The sequence below is a fragment of the Fictibacillus sp. 5RED26 genome (genome assembly GCF_015903895.1).
In the GTDB taxonomy this organism is placed as follows: domain Bacteria; phylum Bacillota; class Bacilli; order Bacillales; family Fictibacillaceae; genus Fictibacillus; species Fictibacillus phosphorivorans.
This window is the reverse complement of the sequence record NZ_JACZDU010000002.1, coordinates 175,815-190,548: the sequence shown is the minus strand read 5'-3', so window position 1 is coordinate 190,548 and position 14,734 is coordinate 175,815. Positions and strand designations below refer to the sequence as shown.

The following is a 14,734-nucleotide window of genomic DNA, read 5'->3' as shown; positions in this document are numbered from 1 at the left end:
TTCCTTTAAATTTGTTTTATAGGGGTCTTATTACGCTTCCTTATATTACATTTTTATTACAGTCATTTTCTGACAACATTTTCTATTTAGCTTGTATATAATCAATTTGAGTTAGGGAATAGGTCCTAATTATCCTTCAGACAAGGGCAAACATTTTCGAAAGAAGTGGGCGCAAAGCCACGGGTCTAAAGCTTAACTTAAAAAGCTACGATCGCCGGGTTACCTGGATATCATTTACTTTCTGGAGGGGTTCTTAGTGGAAAATACGTTTAAGCTGGATCACGAGTGGATTGAATTGATTAAAGAAGCGAGAGATCAAGGTTTTACTAAAGAAGAGATTATTCGTTTTTTACAAAATCCCCAATTAACGTTAGAAAACTATCAATTGCAAGGAAATTAATTCATTGAAATAGTAAGCAAGTCACAGAATTTATTTACTTACCTCATACAGAAAGATATAATAAAGGCAAATTATTTCTTAAATGGGGATTGCAAATGATGATTGGTGAGCGAGTAAAAAAATACCGTACCGAAAAAGGCCTCTCCATTACAGCATTGGCTGATAAAGCAGGGGTAGCAAAATCGTATATAAGTGCCCTAGAACGAAATATTCAACAAAACCCTTCGATACAGCTTCTCGAAAAGATTGCGGATGTATTGAATATTTCTGTAGATCACTTAATCAAAGCTGAAGTTGATACAAAAAACCTAGATCAGGAATGGGCTGAATTAGTGAAAGAAGCCATGGGTTCTGGTGTAAGCAAAGAGCAATTTAAAGAGTTTCTCGAATTTAACAAATGGAAAAACAAACAAAACTAACCACCTGATTGCATCAGGTGGTTTTTACGTGGTTTTTCCCTTTGCGGGTGTCTTCGTGGAATATACATAATGAAGGTTTTGTATTTGTGTGGGGTCAGACCCCACACTAATGTTTAATGTTTATAGAATTAGGGTACGGGAAAAGGGTGTCTACTATTTTTGTCTATGGAGGATTATAAATGAAGCAGTCGCCAAATGAACTAATGGATTCTCAAAAAAGTGTAGATGTTAATGGTTCTTCTTTTCATTGGGACATAGCAAAAGGTATTTTTCAATTTGAAGGCGAAGATGTAATGTTGTTTTGGATTGATTCAGCATTCAAGGTGTTCCTAGATTCCATCGAAGAGATTACAGGAGAAGGAACTGCGGACCTTGTTTTTGAAACAGCTGGATATCGGACAGGGTTAATCGTTAGTGATTTTTACATAAGAACGATCGGAAATATTGAGATTTCCGCTGAATCATTACCTACCATTTATGCATCAGCGGGTTGGGGTAAAACATACATAGAGCTTGATGTTAAAAAGAAAGAAGCGATCATTACGATTACAAACAGCTGGGAAACGAAAGTTAAAAAAGCGCAGAACAGCGAACGCATGGGGCGATTCTTACCTGGCCATTGGGCTGGCGTTTTCACAGGACTCTTTCAAACCAACATGTGGTATGAGGTCCTAGAAAACGAAGCCGACCCTAACACGCTAAAATTAGCAATCTCAGAATCACATATAACACCAAATGATAACATCCGCGATCTCGTTCAACGGGATGAACAGCATGAAATTATGAAGCTAGAAGCTATGGTTGAAGACCGCACAAGAGAATTAACCGATCTGATTAGGGAGATTTCCTCTCCTATTATTCCGGTAACCGATCATATTGTGGTTATTCCCTTAATCGGTAAATACAATGAGCTCCGTTCTAAAGATATGTTAGAGCATACTCTGACTTCACTGCCTCAACACAAAGCAAAATTTGTTATCTTAGATCTAACCGGTATTAAGTCTATTGATTCTGAAATGGTGGATATGTTGAACAAGCTTGTTTCCTCTGCTCGATTGTTTGGAATGGAAACGTTATTGGTCGGGATTTCACCTGAATTAAGTATAGAAATAACGAAACACCAGTATTCTCTTGGAGAAAGTACATATTTTAGAAATTTGAAACACGCCATACACTTTGCCTTTGCAAAGGAAGGGATGCTCATACAAGAACCTACGAAGTAATAAAATCCACGCTGCGGTTGCAGCGTGGATTTTTTGTTAGGCACTAGTACCTGCTGTTTCCCTTGTATTTCTGGAAAGAACAAATTGAAGGGATTTGTAATTGTATGGGGTCAGACCCCCATTTCTATTAAACCCCATCATTCGTCTAAGCAACTTGTCTGCCTCTACATATGATATACAGAAACCGAAACCAATTGGAAGTCGGTATCAATTTGTGAGGTGAAACGATTAATGTGTTACAAGTGTGGAGACTACGACCACTGCAAGCATGAGAAGCACGAGAAGCATGAAAAAGTTGAGAAGTGTTACAAGAAAGTAGAATGGGTTTGTGAAGAATCTTCTTCATCATCCTCTTCATCTTCGTCCTCTTCTTCATCTTCTAGCTACGAAGTGTTGAAGTGCAAGAAGTTCAAAAAAGCTAAGAAAAAGCAACATCATTGCTGCTGCGATCCTTGGGCAAGAATCTTGTTCTAGGATAGAAAAAAGGAGTCCACCATCGGACTCCTTTTTCTTAATTATAAACGTTTTGTCCCATAATAACGCGTCTTCCAGTAGCTGTTGTTCATATCTGAAATCGTTACTCCTGTTGAAGAACCGGCATGGATGAACTTCCCATTACCAACGTAGATACCCATGTGTGAAGCTCCAGAATCTGTTGTTGAGAAGAATACAAGATCTCCAATCTCTTGACTACCAACCTTATAGCCTGTGTTTACCCACATCTCTTTTACTGTACGTGGCAGGGTAATGTTATGGGAATTTTTAAAAACATAGTTAATGTACCCTGAGCAATCAAAACCAGAGGTAGTCGTTCCGCCCCATTTATAGACCGTTCCTTGAAAACGTTTTGCATAATCAACTAGGTACGCATTGTTAACGTTATAGACTCCTAGTTTGTTAAACGTATTTCGACCTGCAATTCCATCTGCTGTTAAGCCTTTTGCACGTTGAAAACTCATAACTGCACTTTTCGTATAAGATCCAAAGTAGGTTGTATATGATCCACTATATGTAAAATAACCTTTACTGCGCAATAATGATTGCAACGTTCTCACGTCTGAATGTGTCATTGTCGGACGAAGTGTCTGATCTCCAATATTCGCAAACGCCTGTAGCGGCGACAATAATAAACTAGCACCTAAAACTGATGTAACTATCCATTTTTTCATTATTTATCCCAAACTCCTTTGATTTTCCAAGTAATCTATTATTATCCTACAATAAATAATAGGACTTGTGTTTTACGCTTCCGTTACGGAAAATAGGAATTTGGTCTTCTTGTAAAACCTTGTCGAATTTAGTATTGTGCTAAAATAATTATATGTAATAGCCGATTTTGTCCTCTAATAGCCGAAATCTCCAAATCCTTCTCGCTGTAAAATTTCTTCAACCCCAATGCTATGATCCTCTAAATATTGACTACCATACGTAGAAAAATGGTCAGTACAATTTGAGTTAATAACGGTAAACGAACTATAAAGAAAATCCCTGTCATCATTTGATGTAGATCCTGAACTGCCTATATGAATACACTTTTCCTTAATCTTTTCTTTACGCCCTTCTTCATCTATATAATAGTATTTATTATTAAATGTACCTTCTGGTTCTGGTAAAGCTGTTAGCCCATACCCTTGATCATTTATTTTTATAACATTGTAGTCTCCCACTTTGTTTGGTTGAGGCTCATCTTCAATGTCGTATATCACTGTCACTCCACCTACATAACCAGCTGGGATGAGGTAGTACTCGTTAGTTTTCTTTTCTAGTAATTCATGCATGTAAAGCGATAAATACAATGTAAGTACAGTAAATCCAACCATAAAGATACTTTTCACTATCATTGGTTTCCACTTAAAGTTTTGTTTTTTTACCTTTTGCCATTCTTCAGACAAGAAAAAGAGAGCAGCACAAATAATTGCAAAGTAATAAAATTCTTTTATGATGAAATAAGACACAAAAGCAAAGAAAATATGTAAAAAGCCTGATACAAAGAAATGAGATTTAACAATTTTGTTCGTGAATGAATCTATTAGCAGAGATACAGGTATTCCATACAAAAAGTTTCCAGCTAGTGCGAATAACAAAACGATAATTAAAGCAAAAGAACCTTCAGCTGAACCATATTCATATACAAGATATAAACCTAGTAATAAGGTAAAGAAAAAGGATGCTAAAAGAGCGGACTTTATTTTTCTCAACAGACGTTCATTCATGTTCTAACCCCTCTCTTGTGAATGTTTTCACATACATTCTATCACTTCGGCCACAGTATTGGAATATTCAGGATAAAAAAAGAAGCCTGCTCTATCAGCAGACTTCATCCAACAATCTCTCCAAGCGTTTCCGCAAAATTTTCAGATTGTGCAACGGAACCAAACTGTCGTACTTTTTGTTTTGAGCCGTAAAATATCAGCTCTCCTTCTTTTAAAATTAAAAAAGAAGTACATAATGTTTCGAGCTCTTGCGCGTCATGACTGGAATACAGGATGGTCTTTCCTTCTCTCCCCAGCTGGCGCAAATCGTTTACGATCTCTTGTTTTGCCGATATATCAATTCCGACAGTCGGTTCATCCAAAATCAATAGGTCCGGGTCATGTAGCATCGCGATCAAGATGTTCAGCTTTCTCTGGTTACCACCAGACAGATGCTTCACTTTCTTATCAAGGTGCTCAGCCAGTCGCCACTCCTCGCAGCGCTGCATCCATCTTTCTTCTGACGATCCCTTCGCCAACTTCGCAAAAAATCGTAAATTTTCACGCGTTGTTAGCTCATGATAGACGGCGATTTCTTGAGGTACGTAACCGATTTTCTGGCGAATCTTCTTTTGTTCTTTCCTCACATCAAGCCCATCGATCTGAACCGATCCGCCAGATCCTTTCATAAGGGTTGCAAGGATTCTCAAAAGCGTTGATTTACCTGCACCGTTCGGGCCAACAACGCCGACGGTTTCTCCTTTTTCAATAAAGAAGTTCATTTCTTTTAATACTTCTTTTCTACCAAACTTCTTCTTCAAATTTTCTGCTGCAATCAAGCGTTGTCACCTGCCTTTATAGTTGAAAATACATATAGAACGATGCTGAGACCCACAAATGCAAGGGGAATCACAAGAGTTTCTTGGTTTAACGATGACACGATCCAATATTGCGGTGTCCATTCTGCAGCACGTTGTAAAAAGCTTGATAGCTCGTCGCTCGGGAAGAACGTTCCGCTTAAGAGCGATGTGCACAATACGACAAAAAGAGTGATCGCTTGCCATGTGCGGTTGCTGTGTACGAAATAAGCGAACAGAAGAGATAGCGCGTTTAGGAATAAGACGTAGCCGATCAAACCGAAAATCGTAGCCACGTTCAACGTTAACTCATCTCGCCACCAGCCAAAACTAAACAATAAAACAAGCAATGTTAGCTGTAAAAGTAACACGCCTAGTGCGTTTCCGAACCAGTAAGCTGAAAATCGGCCTGCTGCGTAAGGTACTCTCGACCGCATGCCAGAATCACGGTCTTTAATCGGCCAGCTGTTATATAAAAAACTAATCAACATGAGAAGTACGAGCATTCCTGGAACATAGATCGAAGCGGCACCACCAGTATCTTTTACTGACGATTCTCTCGTAACACCAACTTTATAGTCAACGGTCATAAGAGGCTTAGGCTCCCAATGTTTGTCGCTATACGCCCAAGCATCCTTCCAGACTGTAGCCTGCTCCTTGGCATCTAGCTTCTCACTTTTTCCGTATGTTTTTAAAACCGTATTCGCGCCGTACGAATTACTTGATAACCTCTTCACTTCACTTGCAAAAATCTCGCGCACTAACCCATGAGAAATTGAACCCGACGAGAGCCACATCGTAACAAGCCCCTCTTCATCATTTTTCTGTATACTGTCCATAAATCCTTCAGCTATAAAGAAACCGATGGCGGCTTTTTGTGTCTCAATCTGATTTCGCGCCTCATCTTCATTATGAACACTTACCGAGACCGCTAGATTTTTACCAACTCTATCTATGACCATTTCCGAGTATTGCGTTTCGTCCTCGTCTACGATTACAACTGGAATCTTGGTGACATCACTTGTTTTTTCTACCGACATGTCTAAAAAAACCAGCACGAGAACCGGAACGATGAGTCCCAGCCAACTCCACGGACTTTGAAGCAGTAATTTTATACGTGTAATGGCAATTGTCCAGACCATGGCAACCTCTTCTTTATCGTGATAAGCAGCAAACTCACTGCCCAAATTGTGATTGAAAAACTAAGCAACAGTAGAACTGACATCCACGCTTCGTTCCCCACAAATAGCGTATCAATCAGTCCGCTGTGTGCCTGATGCACGATGTTTAATACACTTATGCTGCGCCACATTTCCGGAAGATAAGATAGCGGCAAAACGCTTCCGCTTGTAGCAATGAGTCCCACAGCAAGGATGATTCCACCTCCCCACTTTGCTCCGTTACGAACAAAAAGTTCCTGACAAAGCGCGAAAAGGGATGCGATGCTTAAGCAGTATGCTAAAACCAATGATGTCGCTGTGATGCTCCATGTTTTGGTTAAAGCATAAAATAGAGCAGTCAAAACAACGCTTTGGATGACGAGCAGAAGGAAAACGGATAGTACATTGCTAAAAAAGAATACGCCAGACCTTACACCTTGTAGCGATAATCTTTCGCGCAATGCGGTCTGTTCACTTCTTGCGGTCAAACTCATTCCAAACAGTCCACCAACGAGTAACAGAATCAACACACCTGATAAGCTGTAATAGTCGATCGTTGTTACTCCGCCTAACGCACTTAGTGTTTCCGTTTCGTAAATCTTATTTCGGTTCAGAGCTTGTAGCGTAAAGTCTGTGATGACCGTGTCGCGGTAAGCTCGGAATTCTTTGGAACTTAAGTCCATTTTTCGTAAATAATGAAAAGCTGCGTTCGCTCCGCTTTGTGCAGAAGAGATCAAGTTGGCGTTCGACACCATCACTTGCTGCAAGAGTTTTGCTTGAAAAGGGCGTTCAGGGTTACCGATCACCGTTACTGGGATATTTTTGCCCTTGCGTATCCCTTTGGTAAAACCATCCGGCACGATCACCATGCCCGCTATCTCGTTGCTAGCAAGCTTTTCACTCGCGCTCTCAGCATCTGTTTTTTCAAAGGTTAATACATTTTTTAGTTCTTCTGAGTTTTCATACTGCTTCATGAGCAATTTGGTTTCAAAGGTGTTATCTTCATCTACGATCGCTACGGCAAAAGGCTCTACCCACTGCTTTTCTTCAAGTAGTGGTTTTAGCCCTAGATACGTGATTCCAAGTAACAAAATTGGAAACAGCATCATAGCAATCAGAGGAAAAGGCTGCTTAAGCCAGCATTTTACAGTTAGATGGGCAATGAGTAGCGTTTGCCTCATAGTGTCGTTCCTTTCGTTTAAAAATTTGGTGAAGGTATGGAGCTGAAACGGCACAGAACCTATACCCGCAGGGGCATTGGACTGGGTGAATCCAGAAGTTTTGCCTATTTATCCACGAGTTTTGCCTGTTTATCCAGAAGTTTTAGCACTTTATCCAAAAGTTTCGGCCGTTTATCCACGAGTATACAATCCTCGACAAAACCGACGTAGCCCACATGCTTTAAATACCCTAATGGTTAGAAAAAAAGGACAAAGATCAACTTTGTTTTAAGTTATCTCTGTCCTTCTTATTATGATTCTATTGGAACATTTGAGCGTTTTCACCGATAAATTGCTCGATGTTGCGTTGAATTTCTGACATCATCGTCATCATTTCAGCGTCACTCATCTCAGCAACGTTTACTGCTTTTCCTTCTGAAAGCTCAGGGAATTTCAGTTTATCGCCGAACGTTGTTTTTGTTTTGATGTTCAATCCAACGTTAATATCGCCCATTGTAGCGTCGTTACCTTTTAGTGTTACTTTGTAATCGTGGTTTGCAAAGTCTTTATCAAGGTTTTGGTCACCCGTGTGCTCGATCTCAAGCGTCATGTCTGGAAGCTCCATTGGCGCATCGCCTGCAGGAACAAGATTAGCCGTCCATTTTGACTTCTTATCTGTGCCTTCACCTTTAATTTGGAAACCGATACCTTCTGTTGTACCGTTTTCAGTCATTTCGAACTTCGCTTTAATGTCGCGCTTCTTACCGTCTTTCCCTTTTGGTTCGCTTTCCATCTTCACATCAACTAACAATGTTTCGTTTTCAGGACCTGCGTTAAGAACCCAAGAAGAGTTCGTTACGTCGCCCTTCGTCCAGCTTTCAGACTTGTAGTTCATCGGAACCGCTTCTTCACCGTTCGCACCAATCTTCATCGTTACGTTACGGCTTACTACTTTATCATCACCATCGATGATAACCACTTGCTTCATTCCACCTGGAACTTGCAAGTCATCTTTGATCGCTTTTTTCGCATCAGCAAGAAGTGTCTTAATTTCTTTCTTCGCATCTGCTTTACTCATGTTGCCCGTTGGTGCCATCATGCCTGTTTGAAGTCCGCCTTGCAATGCTGATTGTTCAGCGATCGCATCTAGGATCTCATCGTCTTTTTCAATCTTTTCAACAAAGTTTACAAGCATTGTCTTTGTTTCTTTTTCAGAAAGAGAAACCGTTAACTCGCGAAGCTTCTCACCCTTAAAATCAACATCGTCTTTCATTTCTACGTTTTCATCTTTCACGCTGTCAGCATACACTTTTGCGAACTCTTCAAACGCTTCATCGCGAGCGTCTTCACTTAGATCGCCATCCACTGCTTTAAAGAAGTTTTCAAGCTTTTCCATACCTTGGTACGCTGGATCAAACTTACGCATCACGTCACCGAACTGACTGTTTTCAAAGTAAACGTTCTTATCGTAAGCTGCAGGTACATTTACAGCCGTTTGTTTGTTGTTTTGATAAAACTCAGCATTCATTAAGTCTGCATCATTCATTCTTAAAGCCATTCCAACAGATCCTTCTTCTTTCTTTGGATCATGCTGTGTTGTTACTTTGAATTCGCTGTTTTGAAGAACAGAGCCGATCAAAGCCGCTTCCATTCCACCTGCTCCAAACATCGCCGGGTCAACATCTACCCCAACGCTCGCTTCAGACTTATACGCTTCTTCCATCTGCTTTTCAGAAAGTGCTAGCGCATCTCCAAAGCTGTCTTCAAATGATTCGTTCAGTGCTTTAAATGTGTTCATCTCGGATTTTAAATACAATTCACGCGGAGATAGATCAACGAACATCGCATAAGCAGTTGCCCCGATTGCAAGCACTGCAATAATAGCTAGCCCAATAATTAACGGTCTTTTCTTGTTTCCAGTACTCTGATTAACTTGTGTTTCCATCGTTTAATTGTCCCCCTCTTAATAAATATATAAGCTTTGTCCTACCAACTTATTACACTGTTATTCTAAAAAAATAGCAGCTTATATCTCTATTGGCTATTATGGGTAAAAAAGGAATTTTTTCGCCCACAGTTTTCTACTATACCCTAATTCCAAAATTATATCCATCAAATCACATAGTAAGAAAGTTTGATTTTATTGGGTATTTAAAACTGTACGTAGTTTTTTTATTGCAGCCTTTCTCCATGACTTCACCGCATAAAGCGTGACCCCAAACGTTTTTGCAATCTCTGCCTCTGTGTTCATATGAAAGACTCGATGCACAACCCACCGTTGCTGATTTTCTGTTAGGTGCATCAGATAGAGATTTAAAGTTTCATCTTCCAAAAAAGGAATGTGGTCTTGATGGGAAAGGTGTTGAAACGTTAACGATTCATGAGGATCATGCGTGACCTCCGCCTCCTGCCTCTTCAGCTCGTTTCGCAACTCTTGTAAAATTCGGCCGCGAACATGGATAAAAGCAAATGACGAGAACTGCCCTTTTTCCGGGTTGTACGTTTCGTAAGCTTTCCAGAGTCCGAGTAAACCAGCTTGATAGTATTGATCGAATTGGTTCGTGAGGTGATAGCGTTTGATCTGGGATTTGATGAGTGGTTCGAACATGGCTGCAACTTCTTCAAACGGATTGTGTTTCATGGGAATCGTTCCTTTTGGAATGTGCGCACATTCGGGGAATTCCGCGGTATCTTCACTATAGATTGGAGGAGTTTTGTAAAACAAAGTGCAACTCTTGAAAAGTTGTATGGTAAACGATGCAAAACGACAAAAGTTGCCTGTTAACTTTTGAAAAGTTATCCACAATGTGTGTGCAGAATCACGAAAATTAATAGATTTTTTGTGTGAAATGCTGGATTTTGAAAGATTTCGGTTTTGATTTTGAGTAAAATTCTAAAAATTGTGGATAAGTGCTGTGGGTAGAACCATTTTTTTTGGCTTTGTCGCTTTGAGGGAGGTTGATTTCCGTTTCAGGTTGCTCGCTTTCCGCGGGGTAGGCGGTGAGCCCCTTGCCGCTTTGCGCCGTTAAGGGTCTCACCTGACCGCTCTAAGGAAGTTCCTTGCTCCTGTGTCTACAAGCAAATACTTCCGATGTAAGCTTCCTCGTCGCATGCCTTACATAGAAGTTTCTCAAGTGGTAGGCACGCACCTTCCACTCCAATCAACTTATCAGTGATGCAGAAACAAAATGTAAGCACCTCTTTTAGTAAGAATACTTCACCTTGCCCTTTCGATGATTTTCATCCACCCAAAGTAGGTTCTGAACAACACTCTAGTAATTTCAAAAATTTTGTTAGCCTCATGGCTCCTTTTCACTTCCCTCTGGAACTTATGATGTGAAAGGAGGTGAGGCACATGGCAACAGCAGCTTTGATTGATTCAGCAATGCGTTTGGAGCTTGATGGTGGTTTGGATGCAGACAACAAGCCAGTGGTGAAGTATAAGAACTTCGCTCATGTTAAGACTTCTTCTACACCAGACCAGCTTTATGCGGTAGCAAACGCATTATCAGGACTTCAAGTGTATCCCCTTGTAATGATTAAGCGAAACGATTCCTTCGCGATCCACTCTTAAGAGTAGTAGCGAGGAAAATATAGAAGAAAGGAGGGATTTCGATGGCCAAAGTGCTTGAATTGCAGTTTCTTAACCAAGAGAACAAAACGGTAACCATCCGTCTGGATGCTCCGATCGAACCGGTTGATCCTGCAGCAGTAAATGCAGCGATGGACACGGTAATCGCACAAAACATCTTTACTTCTTCGGGCGGAAACTATACGAGCAAAAAAGGTGCGCGTATTGTTGATCGTGAAGTGAGCGAGATTGAACTATAAATCATAAAATAAGTGACTTCAGCGACCGTAAAAAAACCGTGTTCTAACCAATTGGTTAGGAAACGGTTTTTTTGAACTGTGGATATTGTTGATAATGTGGATAAGTAATGCTATTTATACACATGTAGCATAATTCTACTTTTCGCTACCTGTGGATAAGTCGGGCTTGAAACAGTAATATCTATGGTAAATGACTCTTTTTCAACAGATTCGATAGTTCCTTTTATACTGATCGTTTCCCCTACTAAAACAGGTGCTTTAAATTTCATCTCATATGTTTTTACCCAATAGCCTTTATCAAGATAAGGTTCCACGATATTGGATGCGATTGCCATCGAAAGCATACCGTGTATGATTTTAGCCGAAAATCCTTTTTCTTTTGAAGCACGATCATCAAAATGAATCGGATTTAAATCACCAGACACTTCCCCATATTTCCTCACCAAATCTTCATTTACTTCTATTAGTAAAGGCTCGAGTGCATCGCCTAATTTTATGGCATGAGAAACCATTTTCACTCTGCCTCCTTTAAAAGAGTCGATTTTGCCGAAAATACCATTTTTTCGTGCACGTTTTTACCAATAAGCTCTTGATGCAAAACAAGAAATTGACGTCTTTTCTCTACGGAAATTAAGTAAACAGTACATTGAATTGTATCTCCAATCGAGATAGGATGTTCGTAATGAAACACTTGGTCTTTGTGAATAAACGATTGTTCGTGAAACCATGGCACGTTGATATATTGATAAAAAATCATCGGTAGAGCTGGAGGAACGTAATCTATAGCACTTTTTCGATTACCTGATACCTCAACGTAAGCTTTAACAAGCGCTTCTGTTATCGTTATGGCAACCGACTGCGTCACTGTCCCTTCATACTGTTTAAAATTCATAGGTGCTCACACCTTTCAAATAATGTTGCAATCCCAAGTCCACCGCCGATACCTAACGTGGCTATACCAAACCGGTCACCTGAGGTCATCTCCCTTAGCAGTGAAGTCACGAGAACCGCTCCTGAGGCACCATAAGGATGTCCAAATGCAATTGCACCACCGCCTTTGTTCAGCTTGTCCCACGATATGTTAAGTTCTTGAGCGGAAGCAACGACTTGGGATGCAAATGCCTCATTCAGTTCAAATACATCAATATCACTTATAGAAAGGTCCATCCTCTGTAAAAGCGTGTTTACAGCTGGAACTGGTCCGATTCCTGGCACGTTTGGATCAACGCCTGCCGTGACAGCGTCGATAAATAGTAGTTTTGGTGCAAGCTTAAGCTCTTTCGCTTTTTCTTCACTCATGACGAGTACGATAGATGCACCATCGTTTAAACCACATGAATTTGCGGCAGTAACTGTCCCATTTTCTTTAAATGAAGGTTTTGCACGTTTCATCAGTCTTTCGATCACAGAAAGTCGCTTGATTCCTTCATCCATTAAGGGCACATCATTATACGCAACGAGTTCATTATTAAAGCGATTTTGTTCATTAGAATCTATCGTTCTCTTATAGCTTAGAAGCGAATATTCATCCTGTATTGCACGTGTTATGCCGTATTTTTCAGCCACGTTCTCAGCTCCCACACCCATGTCAGGATCCCCTATAGAGTCTGGAGAAAAGCGAGCTCGTTGTGGAAACGTTGATGTACTAACGGATTCGGTGCCACCTGCTAAATATATGTCTCCTGCACCTGTTTGCACTAGCCGACATGCGAGATTTATCGCTTCAAGTCCAGAACCGCATTGACGATCAACTGTAAAACCTGGAACAGTCACTGGAAGACCTGCTGTTAAAGCAGATAAGCGTGCAATATTCCCACCAGGACCAACTGTATTCCCTAAAATCACATCTGACACAATATCAGGAGAAACATTATTATCTTTTAAAATCTTTTGAATGACAGCAGCCGCTAGTTTTTCTGCTCCAACACCTTTAAAGTAGCCCGCTTTCTTTCCGATCACTGTACGTTTGGCATCGATAATAACAGCTTTTTTCATGAACAGAGTACACCTTTGCTATAAATCTCTTTTATCTTTGATCTTGCAATTTTTCCGCTCGACGTATAAGGAAACTCTTTTGTAAAAATTATGTGTTTAGGTACTTTGAATGTTGAAAGATGCTCTCTACAAAAACGTTGGATATCACGAACTGTAAGGTTAGCATCTTCTTTTTGGATGATTGCTGCTGAAACCTTCTCTCCCCAATACGAATCTGGCATCCCAAAAACAACAGCTTCCTCAACTCCATCTAGTGAGTGCAATACTCTTTCGATTTCTTCAGGATAAACGTTTTGCCCTCCAGAGATTATCATGTTGTTACTGCGTCCTATAATGAATAAATCTCCGTCATCATCTAGCTTAGCCAAGTCACCTACTGTCAGCCATCCCTTGTCGTCCCAAACTTCTTTATTCGCATCTGGCCTATTAATATAGTGTGAAAACAGCATCTCACTTTTTACAAAAAGAGTACCTATTTCTCCTTTTTCTACTTCGTATCCATCTTTTCGAACAGACAGTTCTACATTATGAAAAGCGCGTCCTACCGATAACGGCTTTTGTAAGGCAGTTCGGTGATTAATAAAACTTACAAAGCTTAATTCAGATGCACCATAAAACTCGAAAAGCTCTGTTTTAGGAAACAGATTATTTATTTTCCTTTTAAGTCCAGGTTCCCATTTGGCCCCTGAAGATATTATTCTTTTTAGTCTTGGATCGCCATTCTGACAATCCATTTCTTTAGTTAGTGCAGCAAGCATAGTAGGAACAGCATAAAGAGCTGAAACTTCGTCTGACTTGATCTCTTTTAAAGTTTGGGTAGCTGAAAACTTGGGCAACAGTTTCACCTTTCCACCTAAATAAATCGTACTGATCGCTGCATACAAAAATAACGAATGAACAAGTGGTCCAGGTACGAGTACTGCGTCACTCTCAGTAAGGCCAAAGTCTGTTTTACTGCATGCAAAGCTTTTAACCCAAGAACGATGGTTGCGTACAAAACATTTCGGAACACCCGTTGAACCTGAAGTGAACCCCATATAAAACAATGAATCGTCTGCAACAGTACTTTTTATTTCTTCACTTGGGCTAAGACTTACATCATCAATAGCAGAAATTAGGGTGACCTTTCCGTATTTCATTTTGCTCTGCCATTTTTCTGTAGTAATAACCAAATCAGGCTCACATTGTTTTAGCCTTTCTTCCAGCTCGTGTTCTTTCCATTTCAAATCAAGGGGAATACAAATCCAGCCAGCAGAAATGGCTCCTAAGAAATATTGTAGAAAATTGATTCCGTTAGGCACATATAGCGCTGCTTTTCCTTGGGTTCCTTTGAAGGCCTGCTTACGAAAATATGAAGCAATTTCTTTAACATTACAGTCCAGTTCTTGATAGGTTATTTTATCTTCACCCATTTGAATTGCTGTATTCTCAGGATGTAAAAGGGCACTTTGTTGAATGGTATCGGTAATAAGCACAGAAGTCCTCCCTATAGAAAAA

Annotated in this window: 16 protein-coding genes and 1 riboswitch; of the genes, 5 read left to right on the top strand and 11 right to left on the bottom strand. The window is 40.2% G+C overall.

The genetic code is table 11. The annotated features are described in order from the left end of the window. Nucleotides 1-135: 135 nt before the first annotated feature. A riboswitch (cyclic di-GMP riboswitch) is annotated at nt 136-227 on the top strand. 29 nt (nt 228-256) lie between these two features. The 3 genes from IHV10_RS09265 (at nt 257) to IHV10_RS09255 (ending at nt 2,042) form a co-directional block, all read left to right on the top strand. After that, the gene (locus IHV10_RS09265) at nt 257-400 is read left to right on the top strand and encodes an anti-repressor SinI family protein (RefSeq protein ID WP_231619543.1); all 144 of its coding nucleotides are present in this window, start codon (nt 257-259) and stop codon (nt 398-400) included. 98 nt (nt 401-498) lie between these two features. Then, nucleotides 499-819 carry a helix-turn-helix domain-containing protein gene (locus IHV10_RS09260; protein WP_144703208.1) on the top strand — a complete coding sequence of 107 codons (321 nt, stop codon included), beginning with the start codon at nt 499-501 and terminating at the stop codon, nt 817-819. A gap of 179 nt (nt 820-998) precedes the next feature. Further along, nucleotides 999-2,042 (top strand): STAS domain-containing protein, encoded by a 1,044-nt coding sequence (locus IHV10_RS09255; RefSeq protein ID WP_197128459.1) that lies wholly within the window; start codon nt 999-1,001, stop codon nt 2,040-2,042. Nucleotides 2,043-2,557: 515 nt separating this feature from the next. Here the strand turns inward: IHV10_RS09255 and IHV10_RS09250 are convergent. From IHV10_RS09250 to IHV10_RS09220, 7 genes are all read right to left on the bottom strand, one after another. After that, nucleotides 2,558-3,211 carry an NlpC/P60 family protein gene (locus IHV10_RS09250; protein ID WP_197128457.1) on the bottom strand — a complete coding sequence of 218 codons (654 nt, stop codon included), beginning with the start codon at nt 3,209-3,211 and terminating at the stop codon, nt 2,558-2,560. Nucleotides 3,212-3,385: 174 nt separating this feature from the next. After that, nucleotides 3,386-4,255: a DUF6843 domain-containing protein gene (locus IHV10_RS09245; RefSeq protein WP_197128455.1), complete on the bottom strand. Its 870-nt coding sequence runs from the start codon at nt 4,253-4,255 to the stop codon at nt 3,386-3,388. Between the two features lie 104 nt (nt 4,256-4,359). Beyond that, nucleotides 4,360-5,073: an ABC transporter ATP-binding protein gene (locus IHV10_RS09240; RefSeq protein WP_197128453.1), complete on the bottom strand. Its 714-nt coding sequence runs from the start codon at nt 5,071-5,073 to the stop codon at nt 4,360-4,362. Next, nucleotides 5,070-6,233, bottom strand: coding sequence for an ABC transporter permease (locus IHV10_RS09235; protein ID WP_197128451.1), 1,164 nt, complete (start codon nt 6,231-6,233; stop codon nt 5,070-5,072). Before IHV10_RS09235 ends, IHV10_RS09240 begins: the two co-directional genes overlap by 4 nt. After that, nucleotides 6,203-7,432, bottom strand: a complete 1,230-nt coding sequence (locus IHV10_RS09230) for an ABC transporter permease (RefSeq protein ID WP_197128449.1) — start codon at nt 7,430-7,432, stop codon at nt 6,203-6,205. The genes IHV10_RS09235 and IHV10_RS09230 overlap by 31 nt, the downstream gene beginning before the upstream one ends. Nucleotides 7,433-7,730: 298 nt before the next feature. Then, on the bottom strand, nt 7,731-9,356 hold the full coding sequence (locus IHV10_RS09225; RefSeq protein WP_197128447.1) for a DUF6583 family protein: 1,626 nt from the start codon (nt 9,354-9,356) through the stop codon (nt 7,731-7,733). 195 nt (nt 9,357-9,551) lie between these two features. Beyond that, on the bottom strand, nt 9,552-10,052 hold the full coding sequence (locus tag IHV10_RS09220) for a sigma-70 family RNA polymerase sigma factor (protein ID WP_197128445.1): 501 nt from the start codon (nt 10,050-10,052) through the stop codon (nt 9,552-9,554). A gap of 714 nt (nt 10,053-10,766) precedes the next feature. Between IHV10_RS09220 and IHV10_RS09215 the strand changes: the two genes are divergently transcribed. Further along, entirely contained in the window at nt 10,767-10,985 is a 219-nt protein-coding gene (locus IHV10_RS09215; protein ID WP_137791022.1) for a DUF1659 domain-containing protein, read from the top strand. A gap of 41 nt (nt 10,986-11,026) precedes the next feature. Continuing rightward, complete coding sequence (locus IHV10_RS09210) at nt 11,027-11,242, top strand: DUF2922 domain-containing protein (RefSeq protein WP_066398672.1); 216 nt, start codon at nt 11,027-11,029, stop codon at nt 11,240-11,242. A 110-nt stretch (nt 11,243-11,352) separates the two neighbouring features. On the opposite strand, the gene IHV10_RS09205 is transcribed toward IHV10_RS09210, so the two are convergent. From IHV10_RS09205 to IHV10_RS09190, 4 genes are read right to left on the bottom strand one after another with little or no spacing between them, the layout of a single operon-like run. Further along, nucleotides 11,353-11,754: a MaoC family dehydratase gene (locus IHV10_RS09205; protein WP_231619520.1), complete on the bottom strand. Its 402-nt coding sequence runs from the start codon at nt 11,752-11,754 to the stop codon at nt 11,353-11,355. Nucleotides 11,755-11,756: 2 nt separating this feature from the next. After that, a complete protein-coding gene (locus IHV10_RS09200; protein ID WP_197128441.1) occupies nt 11,757-12,134 on the bottom strand; it encodes a MaoC family dehydratase in 378 nt (125 codons plus the stop codon). Further along, entirely contained in the window at nt 12,131-13,237 is a 1,107-nt protein-coding gene (locus tag IHV10_RS09195) for an acetyl-CoA C-acyltransferase (RefSeq protein WP_197128439.1), read from the bottom strand. The genes IHV10_RS09200 and IHV10_RS09195 overlap by 4 nt, the downstream gene beginning before the upstream one ends. Further along, on the bottom strand, nt 13,234-14,712 hold the full coding sequence (locus tag IHV10_RS09190) for an AMP-binding protein (protein WP_197128437.1): 1,479 nt from the start codon (nt 14,710-14,712) through the stop codon (nt 13,234-13,236). Before IHV10_RS09190 ends, IHV10_RS09195 begins: the two co-directional genes overlap by 4 nt. Nucleotides 14,713-14,734 lie beyond the last annotated feature (22 nt).

Excerpts from the sequence above, each read along its gene's own strand:
- IHV10_RS09245 (WP_197128455.1), bottom strand. The coding sequence starts at position 4,255 with ATGAATGAACGTCTGTTGAGAAAAATAAAGTCCGCTCTTTTAGCATCC.
- IHV10_RS09235 (WP_197128451.1), bottom strand. The coding sequence starts at position 6,233 with ATGGTCTGGACAATTGCCATTACACGTATAAAATTACTGCTTCAAAGT.
- IHV10_RS09210 (WP_066398672.1), top strand. The coding sequence starts at position 11,027 with ATGGCCAAAGTGCTTGAATTGCAGTTTCTTAACCAAGAGAACAAAACG.
- IHV10_RS09250 (WP_197128457.1), bottom strand. The coding sequence starts at position 3,211 with ATGAAAAAATGGATAGTTACATCAGTTTTAGGTGCTAGTTTATTATTG.
- IHV10_RS09220 (WP_197128445.1), bottom strand. The coding sequence starts at position 10,052 with ATGAAACACAATCCGTTTGAAGAAGTTGCAGCCATGTTCGAACCACTC.
- IHV10_RS09200 (WP_197128441.1), bottom strand. The coding sequence starts at position 12,134 with ATGAATTTTAAACAGTATGAAGGGACAGTGACGCAGTCGGTTGCCATA.
- IHV10_RS09230 (WP_197128449.1), bottom strand. The coding sequence starts at position 7,432 with ATGAGGCAAACGCTACTCATTGCCCATCTAACTGTAAAATGCTGGCTT.
- IHV10_RS09195 (WP_197128439.1), bottom strand. The coding sequence starts at position 13,237 with ATGAAAAAAGCTGTTATTATCGATGCCAAACGTACAGTGATCGGAAAG.
- IHV10_RS09255 (WP_197128459.1), top strand. The coding sequence starts at position 999 with ATGAAGCAGTCGCCAAATGAACTAATGGATTCTCAAAAAAGTGTAGAT.
- IHV10_RS09260 (WP_144703208.1), top strand. The coding sequence starts at position 499 with ATGATTGGTGAGCGAGTAAAAAAATACCGTACCGAAAAAGGCCTCTCC.
- IHV10_RS09225 (WP_197128447.1), bottom strand. The coding sequence starts at position 9,356 with ATGGAAACACAAGTTAATCAGAGTACTGGAAACAAGAAAAGACCGTTA.
- IHV10_RS09205 (WP_231619520.1), bottom strand. The coding sequence starts at position 11,754 with ATGGTTTCTCATGCCATAAAATTAGGCGATGCACTCGAGCCTTTACTA.
- IHV10_RS09215 (WP_137791022.1), top strand. The coding sequence starts at position 10,767 with ATGGCAACAGCAGCTTTGATTGATTCAGCAATGCGTTTGGAGCTTGAT.